The sequence below is a fragment of the Streptomyces sp. NPDC093984 genome, from assembly GCF_044764595.1.
GTDB lineage: Bacteria > Actinomycetota > Actinomycetes > Streptomycetales > Streptomycetaceae > Streptomyces > Streptomyces cynarae.
The window spans coordinates 366,338-384,885 of sequence record NZ_JBIWIM010000006.1; the positions used below are offsets into that span (position 1 = coordinate 366,338).

An 18,548-nucleotide genomic window follows, 5' to 3' on the forward strand; every position below is an offset into this window, starting at 1 on the left:
CGGAGGTGGGGTGACGTTCCGGGCGGTGGTGCGGGCGGAGGGTGACCTCTGGCTCTCCCTCCGCTCGTACGCCGGCCACCGCCGTGCCCGCCTGCCCCGGGCCGGCCCGGGACGATGGCGTCCCTTCCCGGTCAGGAGCCGGGTTCCGCCCGGTGTCCGCGCAGGGCCGGGTCCAGGAGGTCCCACATCTCGCGGATCCGGTCCGGCAGCTTCGTCCAGTTCACGACGGGGGCCGTGCAGTGTGCGCCGAACAGCACGGCGAGCAGCAGGTCGGCGACGCGCTCGGCGGGCAGCTCCGGGTCGACGTCCCGCTCCCGCTGGGCCTCCCGTGCCAGCTCCACGGCGTGCGCCCGCAGCCGGGACAGCATCGTCGGGGGCTCCCCGGTCCGCCGGGCGCGGTCCATGACGAGGCGGAGGGCGGCGGCGGTGCGGATGTCGTTCTCGAGGCGGTCGGCGAGCGAGAAGGTGAGCGAGCGCAGCTTGCCGAGCGCGGTGCCGTCCGGGCCGCCGGAGGTGTCCGTGCGGTCGTCGCCTTCCGCCTCGTCATGGACCGGTGTGCTCAGGGCCGCGTCGAACTGCTCGACCAGGGCCCTGGCCAGTTTCTCCTTGGAGGGGAAGTGGCCGTACAGGGCGCCCTTGGTGAGCCCGGTGCGCTCCGCGACCCGCTGCAGATTGGTGTTCGGGTACCCCTGCCGGGCGAACTCCTCGGCCGCGGCGTCCAGGACGCGTTCGTACGTCAGCCGTGACCGTGCTTGCTTTCCGGTCATCCCTCTTCCCTTCCGAGGGCTGCTGGTTCATGCTAAAGATACCTTCGCGAAGGAATTTTTAGTAGCCCGAACGCCCTCGTCATGGTCCGGGCCGTCTCAAACAATCGCATTGATCCGAGGAGTTCAAGGGATGACCGAGCTCACTGACCTGATCGCGGCGGACGCTCCGCGGTGCGGGTTGCTCGCTCCGGCCCCGGCCGCCGCGGTCGCCTCGCTCGGCGCGGCCGACGCCGAGCGGGAACGGCACATCTCCGCGCGGACCGCGCGGGCGCTGACCGAAGCGGGATTCGCCCGCCACTTCGTGCCCCGGACCTGGGGCGGCGGCGAGGGCGGCTTCGCCGAGCTGTTCGACGCGACCGTCGAGGTCGCCGGGAGCTGCGCCTCCGCCGGATGGTGCGGGGTGCTGTGGGCGGGCCACGGGCGCTTCGCCGCGTTCCTGCCCGAGGAGGGGCAACGGGACCTCTGGGGCCGAACGCCCGACGTGCGCATATCTGCGGCGGTCATCCCGCCGACGGGCAGCGCCGAGCCCGAGCCCGAGGCCGACGGCTGGCGGGTGCGCGGCAGATGGCGATTCGCCAGCGGAGTGGACCATGCCGACTGGGTGCTGGTGGCCGCGCCGGAGCGGCCGGCGGATGCCGACGCGGGCAGGCGCGCGCGTGCGCTCGTCTTCGCCGTGCCCCGGGCCGAGGTCGAGGTCATCGACTCCTGGAACAGCGTCGGTCTGCGCGGGACGGGCAGTCACGAGATCGCGCTGGACGGGGTGTTCGTACCGCGCCGGCGCTCCTTCGAGATGGCCGCGATGATGAGCGGCGACGCCACACCCGGACGCCCCGCCCCCTACGCCGCCCCCGCCCAGCTCGTCGGCGGAGTCCTGCTGGTCGCGGTGGCGCTGGGCGCCGCCCGGCGGGCCCTGCGCCTGTGGAGCGAGCTGGTGCTGGGCAAGGCGGCGACGGGCGCGGCCTCCGCCGCCGTTCCCGTCTGGGAGGCGTTCGCCCGCTCCTCCGCCGAACTCGACGCCGCCGGGCTGCTGTTGCGCGAGGTGGCGCGCCGGGCGGACGTGGACCCGCGGGCCGAGGGCGCGGTCGCGCACGGCCAGCGGGACGCCGCGGTAGGAGCCGAACTCGTGGTGGCCGCCGTGGACCGCCTGTTCCGGACCGGCGGCTCGCACGGCAGCGACGCGGCGGGCGACTTCCAGCGCGCCTGGCGCGATGTGCACACCGCCACCGGGCACGCCGCCCTGCGGCTCGGCCCCGCGGCGGAGGCCTATGCCCGCGTCGGCACGGCGGCTCTGGCGGCCGAGGGCAGGTGACGAAGGCATGATCACGGGGGATCGGACGCCGGCGGTGGCGGCGGTCGGGAGCCGTACGGGTGGAGCTGCCGCGAAGACGGTCGACCGGGCAACGGGGACGCGAGCCCCGGAGCGTGGCGGGCGCCCGGCCCCGCGGACCGCCGTCGGGCAGGCCCGCGCCCGCGGCGCGTACGGGACGAGGGAGTCGGCGGTCGCTGCGCCGCCCCGCAGCGCACCGGTGTCTCCGCCCCCGTGTGGGCCCGCGACCTACCCGGTGCCGTCCGGTCCGCTCGGGCACCCCGGGCGGGAGCGGCCGGACGGGGCCGTCGCCGTGCGGGTGGTGGTGTTCAGTGACGTGGACGAGACGCTCGTCGCCTGCAAGAGCCTGATCGACTTCCTGGGGTTCTACTGGGGCGAGCGGTACGGCGCACAGGGCGTCCGGCACGCCCGGCGCCTCGCCGCCGAACTGGCCGCGGCGGCGGGCGCCGGGGTGTCCCGCGAGGAGGCGAACCGCCGGTACTACCGCGCCTGGGCCGGTGAGAGCGCCGCCGCCGTCGCGGAGGCGGGGCGCCGCTGGTATCGCGAACGGTCGCGCCGGGCCGGGTTCTTCCTCCCCGGCACCCGCGCGGCCCTGGACGCGCACCGCGCCGGGGGCGCCGTCCTCGCGCTCGTCTCCGGGTCGTTCCCGGCGCTCCTCGACCCCGTGGCCGAAGCGGTCGGCGCCCGGCACCTGCTGTGCGCCCGCCCGGAGGAGCGCGGCGGGGTGCTGACCGGCGAACTTCAGGACGGGCCGGTGATCGGGGAGGGCAAGCGGCGACTGGTCCGGCTGCTGCTGGACCGGTACCCCGGGGCCGACCCGCGGGACTGCTTCGCCTACGGCGACCACGTCTCCGACCTGGCGATGCTCACCGAGGTCGGCCACCCGGTCATCGTCGGGAACGACCCGGAACTCGCCGCGCGCCTACCGGGCGCCACTCGGCTCCAATAAAATTCCTTCGCGAAGGTATTATGCTGGATGCGGGGACTTGGCGGACGGCCCGAACCCCGAGCGGCCCCGCCGCCCCGAAGGGGGACACGCACCATGCGGAACGCCACACGTCTGTCACCGGCCGGGACCGCACCTCCCGTCCGGCGCCGTACGCCTCCTTGGATGCGACCCCGCACGACCGACCGAACCGGGGGGACAGCCACGTGAGCAGCACCGACTCCACCGACACAGGCGCACCGATCCGGGAGACCGGGACCACCGTCCAGGTCAGCGCCATGACCATCGGATCCTCGGGCGGCGGGCTACCGCTCACCCTCGCGGACTCCGCGGCCCTGTTCCTGGACACGGCCGATCCCGAGGCCGCGCACCACAACCGACTCTCCCCCGTGGAGCTCGTCCCGATCGAGTCGCTGCTCCCCGCCGCGTCCCCGCGGCTGGGCGGGGAGGACGCGGCGCACGCGCGGACGCTCGCCGGGTCCGGGGCGACCCTGCCGCCCGTCATCGTGCACCGTGCGACGATGCGGGTCGTCGACGGCATGCACCGGCTGCGCGCGGCGCGCCTGCGCGGCGAGGAACGGCTGCCGGTGCGCTTCTTCGACGGGTCCGAGCACGACGCCTTCGTGCTCGCCGTCGAGTTGAACGTCAAACACGGCCTGCCGCTGTCCACGGCCGACCGGACCGCGGCAGCCCACCGCATCCTGCGCACCCATCCCCAGTGGTCCGACCGGGCCATCGCCTCGGTGGTCGGCCTGTCCGCCCGCACCGTGTGCGCGATCCGCCAGCGCATGGAGGGCCCCGAGCCGCAGGCCGCGGTCCGCGTGGGCCGCGACGGGCGGGTCCGCCCGCTGAGCACCGCCGAGGCCCGCCGCCAGGCCGGCGCGTTCATCGCGGCGCACCCCGAGGCGTCCCTGCGTGCGGTCGCCGCCGCGGTCGGCATCTCGCCGGGCACGGTCAGGGACGTACGCCAACGGGTGCTGCGGGGCGAGGACCCCGTGCCCCCCGGGCAGCGGGAGCGGCGGGCCGCCAAGACGGCCGGGCAGGACCGGACGGTCAACGGGGCCGAGGGAGTCGACGGGGACACGGACCGCGCGGGCCGCCCGGCGCGGACCCGCGGCGGACGCGGCGCGGCCGGACGCCCGGCCGCCGAGGAGCGGGACGAGCTGCTGCGGGTCCTCAGCCGGGACCCGTCGGTACGGCTCACCGAGAACGGCCGCTACCTGCTGCGGCTGATGGCCACCCACGCCGTCCCCGCCGAGCGCCGCCGCCAGCTCGCCGACAGCGTCCCGCCGCACTGCACCGGCATCGCCGCCGGCCTGGCCCGGCAGTGCGCCGAGGCCTGGCTCGACCTGGCCCGCAGCCTGGACGGCCGGGCCGGATGACGCCCGGCCGAAGCGTCCCCGACGGACACCGGGAGGCGCGGTCCGCCCACCCGCCGGAGCGCCCGTCGGCGCACCGCACGTGCAACTGCCGCACCCCCGCGGTCGCACACCCCCGGACCGCGCCCCTCGCGCGTTCCGTCCCCTCCGCGAATCCTCCGACCCGACGCACCCCCCGACGAGGAACCGACGATGCTTGACGAACTCGGACTGGGCCCGGACGCCGCAGCCGTGTACGGCGTCATGCTCAGGACTCCGCAGCTGGGACGGCAGGAACTGGCCGGGATCCTGGGCTGGGCGCCCGACCGCATCGAGGACGCGTGGGACGAGCTGATCCGCCTGGCGCTGCTGCGGCCCTCCGAGGAGCGGCCCGGACGCATGCGGCTGGTCGACCCCGAGCTGAGCCTGCAGCGCCTGCTGGCCCGCCAGGAACAGCGGCTGCTGGAGCGGCAGAAGGCCGTCGCGGAGGCCCGGTTCGAAATCAGCCGCATGCTGATCGAGCTCATGGACGAGGCCCCGGGCACCGGGCCCAGCGGGGTGAGGCAGTTCACCGGCGAGGACGCGGTCCGCTCCCGGCTGGAGCGGTACGCGTACGGCTGCGAGCGCGAGTTCGCGCTGTTCGCGCCGCGCGGCCCGCGGCTGGAGAGCTCGCCGGAGGCCTCCCGCGTGCTGGAGCAGGGAGTGGTCGGCCGCCGCCTGCGCGCCCGCTACCTCTGCGTGACGGGCCTCGCCGGCGACCGGGACGCCCTCGCCCACGCCCGCTGGTTGCGGGGCAGCGGGGCCGAGGTGCGCGTGGTGCCCGAACTCCCGCTGCGCATGGCGTTGTTCGACGGCCGCACCGCCGTGCTGTTGCGCGATCCGGACCAGCTGGACGAGGGCATCCTGGTCCTGGACGGCGGCCCCGCCGTCACCGCCCTGAACGCCCTCTTCGAGCTGCAGTGGCAGCGCTCCGAGCCGCTCGACCCCGAGCCGGAGCCGGCCGACGACGAACGCCCCACCGGCCAGGAGCGCGCGGTCCTCGAACTGCTCGCGGCCGGGCACACCGACGAGGTCGTCGCCCGCAAGCTGGGGATATCGGTGCGCACCGGCCGCCGTGTCACCGCGCACCTCCTCGAACGCCTGCAAGCCCGCAGCCGCTTCCAGGCGGGTGTCCTCGCCGCCGCCCGCGGCTGGCTCACCCCCGTCCCGCAGCCGCCGTCGCCCGGGCGGGCGGCCCCCGGACGGCGGGGGAGGAGCGACCGTGGCGGGACGTGAGGAGAGGACGGACCGCCCGCAGGCCCGCCCTCAGGCCGCGCCGGGTGCGCCTGCCCCTGCCGGGGTCTGCACCTGACGGGGTGCGCCTGTCAGGTTCGGGGTCTGCATCTGACGGGGTGCGCCTGTCAGGTTCGGGGTCTGCATCTGACGGGGTGCGCCTGTCAGGTTCGGGGTCTGGGTATGACCGGGTCCCCCTGCCAGGGCCGGGATCTGTGCCTGACGGGGTGCCTCGGCCAGGGCCGGGGCCTGTGCCTGACGGGGTGCCTCGGCCAGAGCCTGGGTCTGACGGGGTGCCCCTGCCCCTGCCAGGGCCTGACCGGGTGCGCCTGCCCCTGCCGGGGCCTGTGCCTGACGGGGTGCCCCTGCCAGGGCCGGGGCCTGGGCCTGACCCAGTGCCCCGGTCCCGGTCCCGGTCTGGGTCTGGCCGGTCGCCGGTGCCTCGAGGGAGCGGGCGAACAGCCGCACCAGACCGGGGCAGCGGTACAGCGGCTGTCCCCGGTCGTCGATCGCCGACAGGTCCAGCAGGCGGGCGTCGGCGAGCCGATCCAGGGCCTGCTCGAACGACACGGGGTCCGCGCTCCCGGCCCGCCCGGCGGCCTCCGCCGCGGTGAACGGACGCCCGCCCAGAGCGGGGAGGCTCCGCAGCACCGCGACGGCGGTGTCGTCGAGACCGTGCAGCGAGTGGGCCAGGCTCGCGGCCACGGACAGCTCGCCGTACCGCAACTCCCCGAGTCTCACGTCGGGTTCCGCCAGACGGTCGGCCAGCCAGGACAGGGGGAGCCGCGGCCGGGCGGCCAGGCGGGCGCCCACCGCACGCAGCGCCAGCGGCAGCCCTTCGCAGAACGCCACCAGGTCCCGTGCCGCCTCCGGCTCGCGGGCCAGTCGCGACGCCCCGGCCATCGCCCCCAGGAGCGTCAACGACTCGCCGGGGCGCAGCGGTTCGAGGACCACCGTGCGTATGCCGGAGACCGCCGCCGGATGCGTCCGGGCGGTGACCACCACCGCGGATCCGGTCCCGCCCGGCAGCAGCGGCTCCAACTGCCGCTCCGCCACCAGGTTGTCGAGGACCACCAGCAGCGCCTTGCCCGCCGTACGGGCGCGGTACCGCTGCACATACGCGGGCAGGGCGGCGCCCGCCAGGTCCTCGGCGCCGTCGCCGAGCGCCCGCAGCAGCTCGGACAGCACCGTGCGCGGGTCCCGCGGCGCGCCGTCCGGCGCGCGCAGGTCGGCGTACAGCTGTCCCTCGGGGAAGGAGGCCGCGACCGTGTGCGCCGCCTGCACGGCCAGCGTCGACTTGCCGACGCCCGCCATGCCGGTCAGCAGGAAGCGCCGTGGACGCTGCGGCGTCCCCTCGCCCTCGTCCCACGGCGGCAACAGGCGGGCCAGCTCGGCCAGTTCCCGCTGCCGACCGGTGAAGTCGTCCGCAGGGGGCGGCAGCATCGCCGGCGCGTCCGCCGGCGCGTTCGCCGTCGCGGCCGGCACCGGGGCGGTGCGCCCGGCCGGCGGCACCGCCAGGACCGGGGCGTTGTTCAGGACGGTCTGGTACGCGGCGCTGAGCGTCGGCCCCGGATCCACACCGAGCTCGTCGGCGAGCAGCTGCCGTCCGTGGTGGTACACCGCGAGCGCGTCGCTCTGCCGGTCGCAGCGGTACAGCGCGGTCATCAGCTGGGCGCGCAGCCGTTCGCGCAGCGGGAACGCGTGCACCAGGCCCGTCAGCTCCGCGATCAGCTCCCGGTGCCTGCCCAGCGACAGATCCGCCTCCAGACGGTCCTCCAGGGCCAGCGCCCGGGCCTCCTCGAGCCGGGGGCGCTCCGCGTCCGCCAGATGCTCCGTCACATCGGCGAGCGCCGTCCCCCGCCACAGCCGCAGCGCCTGCCCCAGCCGCCGGCTCGCCCGCTCGAACTGCCGCTGGCGCAGCGCCCGCGCCCCCTCGGCCGCCAACTGCTCGAATTCCAGTACGTCGACGGCGGCGTCCTGGGCGTGCAGCAGATAGCCGGACTGCTGCCGCTCCAGCCGCACCGACGGACCCAGCAGCCGCCGCAGCCGCGACATGTAGGTGTACAGCTGCGCGGTCCGGGTGTCCGGCGGGTGCCAGCCCCACAGCGCCGAGGTCAGCGCGGAGTCCGGCACGGGCCAGCCGCGGGCGAGGACCAGGGCCGCGAGCGCCGTGCGCACCTTCGCGCCCGGCAGTGGGACCGCGCCGCGTTCGCCCAGCACCTCGACATTTCCCAGCAGCCGGAATTCCATTGCCCTCTCCTTGCCCCGTGGCGGAGTCGTCTCCGTTCCGGCATTCTGCGCGAACGGTCGGCCCGGATTCAGCAGGGCCGGGCGTCAGGAAGCTGCGTGGGCAGGACGTTGCCACGCGCGTATAGACGAAATATGGCGGCGCGCTCCCCGGCTATAGACACCCGTCCCACGGTGGCGGGCGGCAGCACCCATCCGTCCGTACGACGCCGGAGGACACCGTGTCCGACACCGCACAGCTGAACGGCACCGCCGACACCGCGGTCTTCGCCGACGAGGCCGAACTGCGGCGCGCCAACCGCGCCGCCGTGGAGACGTACATGCACACGCTGGGCCAGGACCGCCTGACGCGGCATCACCTGTTCACGGAGGACGGGGTGGGCGGTCTGTGGACGGCCGACACCCCGGGCCCCATCGCCATCCACGGCCGCGACCGCCTGGGCGAGCACGCCGTCTGGTCACTGCGGTGCTTCCCCGACTGGGTCTGGTACAACATCGAGATCTACGAGACGCAGGACCCGAACCGCTTCTGGGTCGAGTGCGACGGCAAGGGGAAGATTCTGTTCCCCGGCTATCCCGAGGGCTACTACGAGAACCACTTCATTCACTCGTTCCTGCTGGAGAACGGAAAGATCAAGCAGGCCCGGGAATTCATGAACCCGTTCAACCAGCTCCGCGCACTCGGCATCGACGTCCCGCAGATCAGGCGGGAGGGAATTCCCACCTAGTCCCCCTGGACGGCCCGTGCCGGAAGGTCCGTGCCGGACAGCCCGCGTCGAAGAGTCCAACGTCGAAGAGTTCGCGTCGAAGAGTTCCCGGCGACGAGGAGTCGTGGTGTCCCCGAAGGAAAAGGCTGCACGCCGCCGGGCCCTTGGCCGCACGCGGCGCACCACTCGGTACGGCCTGCCGCGGAGCCTGGACGTCTGGGCGCGCTGCGCGCCGATCAGGCTCGCCGGCTGCGAGGACGTGCCGCACGAGACGCACATCCTGCGCGGCATCGACTGACGGCGGCGGCCCACGCCGCCTCACCCGAGAAAGGTTCACATGTCATGAGGGCCATGGTCGCCTGGTGGGATCTGAGCGAATCCGACCAGACCATCGAAACCCTGCGGAACTTCCTGCGCGACGAGGCCGTCGACGCATGGAACCGCCAGCCCGGGCTGATCTACAAATTCTGGATCGCCGACCAGGAGCACAACCGCTGGGGCGCCGTCTTCATCTGGGAATCGGCCGACGCGTCCGCGCCCCCGCACCCGCGCAGCGCCGCGGAACTCATCGGCTACCCGCCCACGCAGCGCGCGGTGTTCGACATCGAGGCCGTCGCGGAAGGCATCCACGAGCTGGCCGGCATCTCCAGCCTCGCGGGCCTCGGCCGCGCGCTGCAGGTATGAGCACGACGGAGGCGCACGTGACCGAGACGCCCGTGGACCCGCCCTTCCCCGACGACCCCATCGGGCTGCTCAGAACCTGGTTCGGCACGGCCGCCGAAGAAGGGGTGCGGGAGCCGGGAGCCATGGCGCTGGCCACCGCGGACGAGGGCGGCCGCCCCTCCAGCCGTACCGTCCAGATCAACACGATCACCGACCGCGGCCTGGTGTTCACCACCCACGCGGGCAGCCGCAAGGGCCGCGAACTCGCCCGGCGGCCATGGGCGTCCGCGGTGCTGTACTGGCGCGAGAACGGCCGCCAGATCGTCCTCGAAGGCCCCGTCGAGCGGCTGCCGGACGCCGAGGCGGACCACCTGTGGGCGGTGCGCCCGGTGGGCACGCACGCCATGTCCACGGTCTCCCGGCAGAGCGAACCCCTCGACGACGAGGAGCGGCTGCGCGCCGAGGCCGCCCGGCTCACCGGGCTCGGCGCCCTGCCCCGGCCGGAGTCCTTCGCCGGGTACCTGCTGACCCCCGACGCGGTGGAGTTCTGGCAGGCCCGCACCGACCGGCTGCACCACCGGCTGGTCTACCAGCGGACCGACCGGGGCTGGACGACGAGCCGCCTGCAGCCGTGACGCGCCCCGGCCCCGCACCTCGGGGTGCGGGGCCGTCCCCCTCCCTACGACAGAAAGGTGACGGACATGGCTCCGGCGCCCGCGCGATTGGACGGATGATGCACGCCTACATGGTGGCTGACGCCTTTACGAGTACGCGTCTCGAGGGCAACCCGGTGGCCGTTTTTCTGGACGCGGCCGACATACCCGGCCCGCGGATGCAGCGCATCGCCCGGGAGATGAACCTGTCGGAGACCACCTTCGTGCTGCCGCCCCAGGAGGGCGGCGACGCGCGCATCCGTATCTTCACCCCGGTCAACGAGCTGCCCTTCGCGGGTCATCCGCTGCTGGGCACGGCCATCGTGCTCGGTGAGTCGGTCCGGGCCAACCGCCTCCGGCTCGAGACGGCGATGGGCGTGATCCCCTTCGTCTTCGACCGCGGCGACGACGGGAGGATCGTCTCGGCACGGATGCGGCAGCCCATCCCGACCTGGGAGGTGTACGAGCACGCCGACGAACTGCTCGCCGCCCTCGGCCTCGACTCCTCCACCCTGCCGGTGACCGCGTACCGCAACGGCCCCCGGCACGTCTACGTGGGCCTCGAGAGCATCGAGGCGCTCTCCGCCCTCGAACCCGACCACAAGGCGCTCGCCAAGTTCCCGGACATGGCCGCCAACTGTTTCGCCGGATCCGGCACGCAGTGGCGCAACCGCATGTTCTCGCCCGCCTACGGCGTCGTCGAGGACGCGGCGACCGGCTCCGCGGCCGGCCCGCTGGCCCTGCACCTGGCCCGGCACGGCCTGGTCGAGTTCGGCCGGCAGATCGAGATCCAGCAGGGCGTCGAGATGGGGCGCCTGTCCACCATGCTCGCCACGGCGTCCGGCCGGGCCGACCACGTGGAGTCGATCGAGGTGGGCGGCTCCGCGGTCATCGTCGCCCGCGCCGGACTCATGGCCTGACACCCGGCGTGAACGACGCCACGGGCGCCCGGCACCCGGCCGGCGCCCGCACCGGAGCACCCAGCGGACAAGGAGTGACCGCACCATGCCGATCACGCCGTACGCCGGCGCCGCATGGCCCCTCACGGCCAGGGAGACCGAACTGGCGGACGTCGCCGCCGCGGTGGAGCGCGGCGGCGCCCTCCTCGTCGGAGAGCCCGGCACCGGAAAGAGCCGGCTGCTCGCCGCCGCCATGCAGGCGGCACGGCACGCCGGGCACACCACCGTGTGGCTGCACGACCCGCGCGCCACCGACCTGGACCGGCACTTCGGCGAGGCGGACGGCGGGGGTCGGACCGTCGTCGGGGCCGACGACGTGCACCTGCTGGTACCGCGCGCGGCGGAGCGGCTGTACACGCTGGTCCGCGCCGGCCGGGCCGCCCTGCTCGGGGCGGCCCCGTCCGGCATGCCGCTGCCGGACGGCGTCTCCCGGCTGTGGGTCGAGGGCCGGGTCGAGCGGATCCCCGTCGAGCCGTTCGACCCGGCCGCGGCCGACGCCCTGCTGCGGGCCCGGCTCGGCGGCCGGATCGCCCGGCCGGGCCTGGACGGGCTGTGGTCGCTGACCCTGGGCAACGCCCAGTTCCTGTGCGAGATCGTCGAATCCGCGCTCGCCGAGGGCGGCCTGCGGCTCGACGGCGACACCTGGCAGTGGCACGGCTTCGCCGGCGAGCCCTCCGACCGGCTCGCCGAGATGGTGCGGCTGCGGCTCGGTCCGCTCGCCGACGAGGAGGCGGAACTCGCCGCGATGATCGCCCTCGCCGGACCGCTGGAGGCCGGTCTGGCACCGGTCGAGGAGCTCATCCACGCCGCCGAGTCCCTCAACCGGCGCGGCATCGTGGTCACCGAACGCGACGGCAAACGGCTACGGCTGCGCCTCGCCCATCCGCTGTACGCGCCCGTGCTCACCGCCGGGCTGCCCGATCTGACCGCCCGGCGGCTGCGGCTGCGGCTGGCCGAGGCCATCGAGGCGACCGGCGCCCGCCGCACCGACGACGGTCCGCGCACGGTCGCGCTGCGGCTCGCCGCGGGCGACGAGCTCCCGCCGCACCGGCTGCTCGCGGCGGCCGACGCGGCCCTGCGCCGCCGGGACTTCGCCCTCGCGGAGCGCCTCGGCCGCCTGGGACTCGCGGCGCAGGGCGACCGGGACCACGGCGGGGGTGGTCCCGGTGCCCTGCTGGCGCGGGCGCTCGCCGGGCAGGGGCGGCACCAGGAGGCGGAGGAGGAGTTCGCCCGGGGAACCGGGGACGAGGCGGCGCGGGCGCTCAACCTGGCCTGGGGCCTGCACCGGGTCCCCGAGGCCGCCGCGCTCGTGGAGACGGCCGCCGCGAGGCGCCCCGACGACCCCGCGCTGCTCGGCGCCCGCGCGGTCCTGCAGTTGCTGCGGGACGACACCGGCGGCGCGGCCGGCACCGGGCTCCCGGACCCGGACGCCGCCGCCCTGGTCGTGCCGCCCGTGGCGCTGGCACGGATCGAACGCGGCGACGCCGCCGGCGCGCTCGCGCTGCTGCGGCAGGTGCGCGACCGGATGGACGGGTGGGACGCCGAACACCGGCTGGCGGCCCGGCTGCTGACCAGCCGCGCCGCGTTCCACGCCGGCCGGACCGCCGAGCTGGCCGCCGCACTCGACGGGATCCGCCACGACAGCGCGGGCAGCCGCGGCGAGATCCGCGGCGCGGTGGTGCGGGCCCGCACCTACCGCAGCGCCGGGCGCTACGACGAGGCCGTCGCGCTGCTGCGGCGAGCCTGCGCCCGCGACGACCGCGCCGACTGGTTCACCACCCCCGCCTGGACGCTCTCCCAGCTGGCCGGTGCGCTCGCCGAGGCCGGTGAGCACACCGAGGCCGTACGGACCGTCGTCGAGGCCCGCGCGGTCGAGCGGCGGTCCGTGTCCTACCCGCTCGCCGTGGACGGCGCCGCCCTGGAGCACGCCCTCGTCCTCGCGTACACCGGCGACCTCGCGGGCGCCGCGCGCCGCGCCCGCGAGGTCGCCTCCCGAGCGGCCGCGGCCGGGCGCCTGCAGCAGGCGGTCACGGCCCTGCACCTGGCGGGACGGGTCGGTGACGCGGCGGCATCCGCCACGGACCTCGCCCGGCTGGTCCGCGAGGACGACGGCGGGTACCCGGCGCTGCTCGCCACCCACGTCCGGGCCCTGGCCCGGCGCGACGGCGACGCGCTGGACACGGTCGCCGACCGGTTCGCCTCGTTCGGAGCGCCGCCGCTCGCCGCCGAGGCGTCCGCACAGGCCGCCCGCGCGCACCAGGCGGCCGGCCGCCGTCGCCGGGGCCGCGCCGCACGCGTGCGGTGCGCGGAGCTCCTCGCCGCCTACGACGGTGAACTCCCGCCCTGGGCGCCCGCATCGGCGTCCTGGACGGAACCCGCCCAGGGCACGGCCCGGCTGACCGCCCGGGAGCGCGAGGTCGCCTCGCTGGCCGCCTCCCGGCTGTCCAACCAGGAGATAGCCGACCGGCTCGTCGTCTCCGTGCGCACGGTGGAGAACCACCTGCACCGGGTGTACGGGAAGCTCGGCGTCACCGCCCGCACGGAGCTCGCCCACCATCTGTGAGCCCTCCCTCTCGTCCGTCCTCTCCATGAAGGGCCCCGGCCGTCCGGCCGGGGCCCTTGGGGCCTGTTGCCTCACCCGGCCACCGGGGTCGCCAACTCGCCGACCAGCCGGGCCAGTTCCAGCGTCTGGCTGCGGTTGAGCCGCGGGTCGCAGGCCGTCTCGTAGCGGAGCGGCAGGTCGGCCGGGGAGACGCCGGCGCCGACGCACTCCGTGACCTCCTCGCCGGTCATCTCCAGGTGCAGGCCGCCCGGGTGCGTGCCCAGCGACCGGTGCACCTCGAAGAAGCCGGTGACCTCGTCGAGGACCGCGTCGAAGTGCCGGGTCTTGTGCCCCGACGGCGCGTTGTAGGTGTTGCCGTGCATCGGGTCGCATATCCACACCACCCGTCCGCCCGCCGCGGCGACGTTCTCCACCAGAGGCGGCAGCGCGTCCCGCACCCGGTCGGCGCCCATTCGAGCGACGAGCGTGAGCCGGCCCGGCTCCCGGTCCGGGTCGAGCCGCTCGACCAGGGCCAGCACCTCGGCGGGCGTGGCCGTCGGGCCGACCTTCACCGCGACCGGGTTGCGGATCCGGGACAGGTAGTCGATGTGCGCCCCGTCCGTCTGCCGGGTCCGCTCGCCGACCCACAGCAGGTGCCCGGAGCCCGCGTAGGAGTCGCCGGTGCGGGCGTCCGGCCGGGTCAGCGGGCGCTCGTAGTCGAGCAGGAGCGCCTCGTGCGAGACGAACATCTCCCGCTGCCCGACGGCCGTGCGCCGTTCGGTGAGCAGCGAGCGCACGGCGTTCAGCGTCGCCCCGGCCGCCGCGTACACCTGCAGCATCCGGTGCGGGTCCGGGGTGCGGGCCTCGGCGGTGAACTCCGGGCCGTTCACGGCGTCGCCCCGGTAGGACGGCAGGGTCACCCCGTCCCGGGTCTCCACCGGCTGGGAGCGGGGTTTGGCGTACTGGCCGGCGAGGCGCGCCACGACGACGACCGGGAGGAACATCGCCTCGCTCAGCTCGTCGGCCGTACCGAACAGGGTGTCCATCTTGCGCGAGACCGTGCCGAGCGACAGGTCGCGGAAGGTCTCCGCGCAGTCGCCGCCCTGCAGCAGGAATCCCTTGCCGGCCGCGACGGCGGCGAGCCGCCGGCGCAGGACGTCGCACTCGGTCGGCAGCACCAGCGGCAGCGCGGTCAGCAGCCGCTCCCGGACGGTCCGCAGGGCCTCGGGGTCGGGCCACACCGGCTGCTGGAGGGCCTCGGGCACGGCAAGGGACGACGGGGGCAGAAGGGCGCTCATGCGACTTCCTCGCGTTCCGAGTAGGGGAGGGGCGTACGGAGACGGGCCGGGAACAGGCCGCTGACCAGGCGTTCGAAGGTGTGCACGCCGGCCCGCGACATGACGGACTCGGGGTGGAACTGCACGGACGCGAAGCCCGCGCCGCGCAACCCGTGGACCTCGCCGGTGGCCGGGTCCCGGGCGACCTCCACGGGCCCGGGGCGGGCGGCCGGGCCGGGGAACGCGTCCGCCGCGCTCACCGCGGTGAACGTGTTGTAGAAGTAGACGTCCTCGCGGTGCCCGAACAGGTCGATGGTGCGCTGTACGCCCTGGTTCGGCACGTCCTTGCGGACCAGTTCCAGGCCGAGGACCGAGCTGAGGATCTGATGGCCCAGGCACACCGACAGAAACGGCGTGCCCCGGCGCAGCAACTCCCCGGTGAGCGCCCGCATGTGGGCGATCTTCGGATGGGCGGTGTCCCGGGGGTCGCCCGGTCCCGGCCCCACCACGACCAGGTCGTTGCCGTCGAGGTCGTACGCCTCGTCGAACCGGCGCACCACGACCTCGAGCCCCAGGGCCCGCATCAGGTCGGCGCCCATCGCCGTGAACGTGTCCTCGGCGTCCACGAACAGGGCCCGCAGCCCGGCCAGCGGCGAGCCGGCCGTCCGCCGCCGCCGCGGGTCGGCGCGCCAGAACGGAGCCAGCGGTTCGTTGCGGGCGGAGAGGGCGAGGGCGACCGCGGGCAGCAGGCTCAGCCGGCGGGCGGCCGCCGCGGCCGGAGACACCTCGCCCGGCTCCGCCGCGGTGGCGCCCGGGTCGCCGTGCACCACGGCCAGCAGGCCCGCCGCCTTGGCCCGCGTCTCGGCGGCCTCCGCGTACGGGTCGGAGTCCCGCACCAGGGTCGCCCCGACGCTCAGCCGCAGCGTGCCCGCGGCGTCCACGTCGGCGGTGCGGATCAGGATCGCCGTGTCCAGGGCGCGCTCACCAGCGGCGTCCCGGCCGATCAGCGCGGCCACGCCCGCGTAGTAACCCCGGCCGCCCGGCTCGTACTTGGAGATCACCCGGCAGGCGCTTTCCAGGGGGCTGCCGGTGACGGTCGGCGCGAACAGCGTCTCGTGCAGGACGGTGCGCACGTCGAGCCGGGAGCGCCCCTCGACGAAGTACTCGGTGTGCGCGAGCCGGTCCATGGCGCGCAGCCGGGGGCCCACCACGCGGCCGCCGCCCTCGCAGATCCGGCTCATCATCTTCAGTTCCTCGTCGACCACCATGTACAGCTCGTTGGCCTCCTTGCGGTCGGCCAGGAACTGAAGGAGGCCGTCGGCGGACGGGCCGGACTCCGGGTAGCGGTAGGTGCCGCTGATCGGATTCATCACGGCGGTGCCCGCGTCGAGGGTGATGTGCCGCTCGGGGCTCGCGCCGAGCAGGGTGCGTTCCCCGGTGTGGATCAGGAAGGTCCAGTAGGCGCCCGCCGAGTGCCGCAGCAGCCGCTTGAAGAGTGCGAGGGCGGCCTGCGGCGACCAGTGGTCGAACTGCGTCACGAAGGTGCGCTTGAGGACGAAGTTGGCGCCGGCGCCGGTGCCGATCTCCTCGTCGACGACGCGGCGCACGGCGTCGGCGTAGGCGTCGTCGTCCAGGTCGAAGCCCAGGTCGCGGGCGCTCAGCGGCACGTCGGGGAGCCGGTCGAGCACCTCGCCGACCGGTGCCGAGGCCTGCCGCTCGATGCTCATCGCCGTCAGCGGCGCCCCGTCGTCGGGCGCCTCGAAGCCGCGCTCGGCGATCTGCCGGTAGGGCAGCAGCACCAGCGCCTCGTGGCGCGCGCGCCCGCCCGGGGCGGGCAGCGGCACCTCGGCGAGGGTGTCCGCCTCGTGCAGGGTGCCGGTGAGCAGGTCGATCCGCTCGGCGGCCGTCTCGGGGCGGTGCAGCAGCGCGAACGCCGCGGGCGGGGTCGGACCGGTCAGCGCGTCCAGCAGGTCCGGGTACGTCATCGCAGGGCTCCGGTGGTCTGAAGGGCCAGGGCGTCGCACACGTCGGCCGTGGTCACGACCATGGCGCAGCGCTTGGCCGCGTACTCCACGGCCATGCGGTGGTCCCGCTCGCTGAAGTCGGCGACGGCGTCCGCCACGAAGAACGGCTGGATGTCGTGCGCCATGGCCTCGCAGGCGGTCTGCAGCAGGCCCACGTGTGCGTACACGCCGCACAGGATCAGCTGGTCGCGTCCGCTGTCGCGGAGCAGGTCCAGCAGCCCGGTGCGGAAGAAGGCGCTGGGGCGCCACTTGGTGAAGACGGTGTCGCCGGGGTCCGGCGCCAGGGACGCGGGGATGTCCCGGTCAGCCGCGGTCGCGCGCATGCCCTCGCCCCAGAAGTCCTTGAGCAGGCCGCGCTCGGCGGGTGTCATGCTGCCGGGCTGTGCGGTGTACGCCACCGGCACCCCGGCGACCGCCGCCGCGCGCCGTACGGCGGTGGCGTGGGCGAGGAGTTCGGGTCCCGGGGAGCGGTCGCCGAAGCACCTGAGGAAGTAGTGCTGCATGTCGTGGACGAGCAGCAGCGCCCGGCGCGGGTCCACCGTCCAGGAGACGGTGTTCTCGGGCAGGTCGGCGCGGGTGGGCAGGGAATAGGGCGGTACCGGCGGAATGGTGTTCGCCATGGTCCGGGCCTCCTGGGTAGGGAACGGAACTTCAGGTGGGTCGCAGCCCGTGCGGGCACGGGAGTGGTCTCAGGGCAGGGCCGCGGTGATCTCCAGGACGGCGGCGCCCGCTTCCAGCCCCGGCGTGGCGGCGGTGAGCAGCAGCCGGTCGCCGGGCGCCGCGCGGCCCGTGGCGCACAGCTCCTCCAGGGCCGGCACCAGGTCGCCCGCGCCGGACGCGCCGGTGAGGGTCGCGGCGAGGTCGCCCCGGGCGACCCCGGCCTCGGCGAGGACCTGGTCCTCGGTGCGGGTGCGCAGCGCGGCCCAGCCGGTGCCGGGCGGGATGCGCAGGTCGTAGTGGCCGGGGTCGCAGTTCTCGGCGACCGACAGCACGCGGGCGAAGCCGCCGAGCCGCGAGACGACGAGCGCGTGGCCGGTGGGTGCGGCCGGGGCGGTGGCCGGCGCGTGCGGGTCGTCCCGGGCATCGAGGTCGTCCGGGGTGTCGGGCACGGGGGCGGCCGGGTTGGAACCGGTGATCAGGACGGCGTCCTTGCCGCCCGGTGCGCGCAGCAGATGAGCGCACAGTCCCAGGGCGGACAGCAGGGAGAGGTGCCCCTGGCGCAGCTCGGCCGCGGTGACGGCGCGGCCGAGGGTGCGGTGCAGGACGTAGTGCGGCACCGACAGATGCGCGGGGCCGGCCGGAAGGGTGCCGCCGTGCAGAAGCGCACCGAACCGCTCGTACGGCAGCCCCGCGCGCCTCAGTGCGGTCCGGGCGGCGCGCACGGCGGCCTCGGGGCCGGACCAGGCCGTGGTGTCGACGGGGCCGGCCCCGGACCAGACCGCCGTGTCGACAGGGTCGGCCCCGGGGCAGGCTGCCGTGCCGGCGTGGGCGGCTTCGGGCTGGGCTGCCGTGTCGCCGAGTTCGGCCTCGGGGCAGGCTGCGGTGTTGTCGTGGTCGGTCTTCGGCCAGGCCATGGGGTCGTCGCGGTCGGTCTGGGACGACCGGGCCGCCGAGTCGTACCGGGTGGCCCTCCAGGACCCGGAGGTCGCCCCGGGTCCGGCCGCGGGCGCGACGCCGGGGCGGGCGAGGGCGCCCGGTGGGCGAATGTGCGCGGTGGCCGGGCGCCAGGTGCCGATGCCCGCGAGATGAATGTGTCCGGCTCTCACCCCGTGCCCTCCTTTCGGTGCGGTGACCGGCGGAGAGCAG

Annotated in this window: 16 protein-coding genes; 10 read left to right on the forward strand and 6 right to left on the reverse strand. The window is 75.3% G+C overall.

What is annotated here, in order from left to right; genetic code table 11:
• Positions 1-131 precede the first annotated feature (131 nt).
• Positions 132-767, reverse strand: a complete 636-nt coding sequence (locus tag ACIRC0_RS23595; protein ID WP_403618721.1) for a TetR family transcriptional regulator — start codon at positions 765-767, stop codon at positions 132-134.
• A 130-nt stretch (positions 768-897) separates the two neighbouring features.
• Here ACIRC0_RS23595 and ACIRC0_RS23600 point away from each other — a divergent pair, with 130 nt between their 5' ends.
• From ACIRC0_RS23600 to ACIRC0_RS23615, 4 genes are all read left to right on the forward strand, one after another.
• Complete coding sequence (locus ACIRC0_RS23600; protein WP_403618725.1) at positions 898-2,076, forward strand: oxidoreductase; 1,179 nt, start codon at positions 898-900, stop codon at positions 2,074-2,076.
• A 253-nt stretch (positions 2,077-2,329) separates the two neighbouring features.
• Complete coding sequence (locus tag ACIRC0_RS23605) at positions 2,330-3,043, forward strand: HAD family hydrolase (protein WP_403618727.1); 714 nt, start codon at positions 2,330-2,332, stop codon at positions 3,041-3,043.
• Positions 3,044-3,246: 203 nt separating this feature from the next.
• Positions 3,247-4,422: a ParB/RepB/Spo0J family partition protein gene (locus ACIRC0_RS23610; RefSeq protein WP_403618730.1), complete on the forward strand. Its 1,176-nt coding sequence runs from the start codon at positions 3,247-3,249 to the stop codon at positions 4,420-4,422.
• A 189-nt stretch (positions 4,423-4,611) separates the two neighbouring features.
• Positions 4,612-5,673 carry a LuxR C-terminal-related transcriptional regulator gene (locus tag ACIRC0_RS23615; protein ID WP_403618733.1) on the forward strand — a complete coding sequence of 354 codons (1,062 nt, stop codon included), beginning with the start codon at positions 4,612-4,614 and terminating at the stop codon, positions 5,671-5,673.
• Between the two features lie 30 nt (positions 5,674-5,703).
• Here ACIRC0_RS23615 and ACIRC0_RS23620 read toward each other — a convergent pair whose 3' ends face one another.
• A complete protein-coding gene (locus ACIRC0_RS23620; RefSeq protein WP_403618736.1) occupies positions 5,704-7,920 on the reverse strand; it encodes a BTAD domain-containing putative transcriptional regulator in 2,217 nt (738 codons plus the stop codon).
• 218 nt (positions 7,921-8,138) lie between these two features.
• Between ACIRC0_RS23620 and ACIRC0_RS23625 the strand changes: the two genes are divergently transcribed.
• From ACIRC0_RS23625 to ACIRC0_RS23650, 6 genes are all read left to right on the forward strand, one after another.
• Complete coding sequence (locus ACIRC0_RS23625) at positions 8,139-8,645, forward strand: PhzA/PhzB family protein (RefSeq protein ID WP_403618739.1); 507 nt, start codon at positions 8,139-8,141, stop codon at positions 8,643-8,645.
• A gap of 106 nt (positions 8,646-8,751) precedes the next feature.
• Positions 8,752-8,922: a hypothetical protein gene (locus ACIRC0_RS23630; RefSeq protein WP_403618741.1), complete on the forward strand. Its 171-nt coding sequence runs from the start codon at positions 8,752-8,754 to the stop codon at positions 8,920-8,922.
• Between the two features lie 44 nt (positions 8,923-8,966).
• Positions 8,967-9,308 carry a hypothetical protein gene (locus tag ACIRC0_RS23635; RefSeq protein ID WP_403618744.1) on the forward strand — a complete coding sequence of 114 codons (342 nt, stop codon included), beginning with the start codon at positions 8,967-8,969 and terminating at the stop codon, positions 9,306-9,308.
• 17 nt (positions 9,309-9,325) lie between these two features.
• Positions 9,326-9,922 carry a phenazine biosynthesis FMN-dependent oxidase PhzG gene (phzG, locus tag ACIRC0_RS23640; RefSeq protein WP_403618746.1) on the forward strand — a complete coding sequence of 199 codons (597 nt, stop codon included), beginning with the start codon at positions 9,326-9,328 and terminating at the stop codon, positions 9,920-9,922.
• A 95-nt stretch (positions 9,923-10,017) separates the two neighbouring features.
• Positions 10,018-10,860: a PhzF family phenazine biosynthesis isomerase gene (locus ACIRC0_RS23645; protein WP_308437742.1), complete on the forward strand. Its 843-nt coding sequence runs from the start codon at positions 10,018-10,020 to the stop codon at positions 10,858-10,860.
• A gap of 85 nt (positions 10,861-10,945) precedes the next feature.
• Positions 10,946-13,462 (forward strand): LuxR C-terminal-related transcriptional regulator, encoded by a 2,517-nt coding sequence (locus tag ACIRC0_RS23650; protein ID WP_403618750.1) that lies wholly within the window; start codon positions 10,946-10,948, stop codon positions 13,460-13,462.
• Positions 13,463-13,533: 71 nt separating this feature from the next.
• On the opposite strand, the gene ACIRC0_RS23655 is transcribed toward ACIRC0_RS23650, so the two are convergent.
• From ACIRC0_RS23655 to ACIRC0_RS23670, 4 genes are all read right to left on the reverse strand, one after another.
• Positions 13,534-14,739, reverse strand: coding sequence for a 3-deoxy-7-phosphoheptulonate synthase (locus ACIRC0_RS23655; RefSeq protein ID WP_403618753.1), 1,206 nt, complete (start codon positions 14,737-14,739; stop codon positions 13,534-13,536).
• Positions 14,736-16,703 carry an anthranilate synthase family protein gene (locus ACIRC0_RS23660; RefSeq protein ID WP_403618756.1) on the reverse strand — a complete coding sequence of 656 codons (1,968 nt, stop codon included), beginning with the start codon at positions 16,701-16,703 and terminating at the stop codon, positions 14,736-14,738. The genes ACIRC0_RS23655 and ACIRC0_RS23660 overlap by 4 nt, the downstream gene beginning before the upstream one ends.
• Entirely contained in the window at positions 16,700-17,362 is a 663-nt protein-coding gene (locus tag ACIRC0_RS23665; protein ID WP_403618759.1) for an isochorismatase family protein, read from the reverse strand. The genes ACIRC0_RS23660 and ACIRC0_RS23665 overlap by 4 nt, the downstream gene beginning before the upstream one ends.
• A 69-nt stretch (positions 17,363-17,431) precedes the next feature.
• Positions 17,432-18,508, reverse strand: a complete 1,077-nt coding sequence (locus ACIRC0_RS23670; RefSeq protein WP_403618762.1) for a hypothetical protein — start codon at positions 18,506-18,508, stop codon at positions 17,432-17,434.
• Positions 18,509-18,548: the final 40 nt, after the last annotated feature.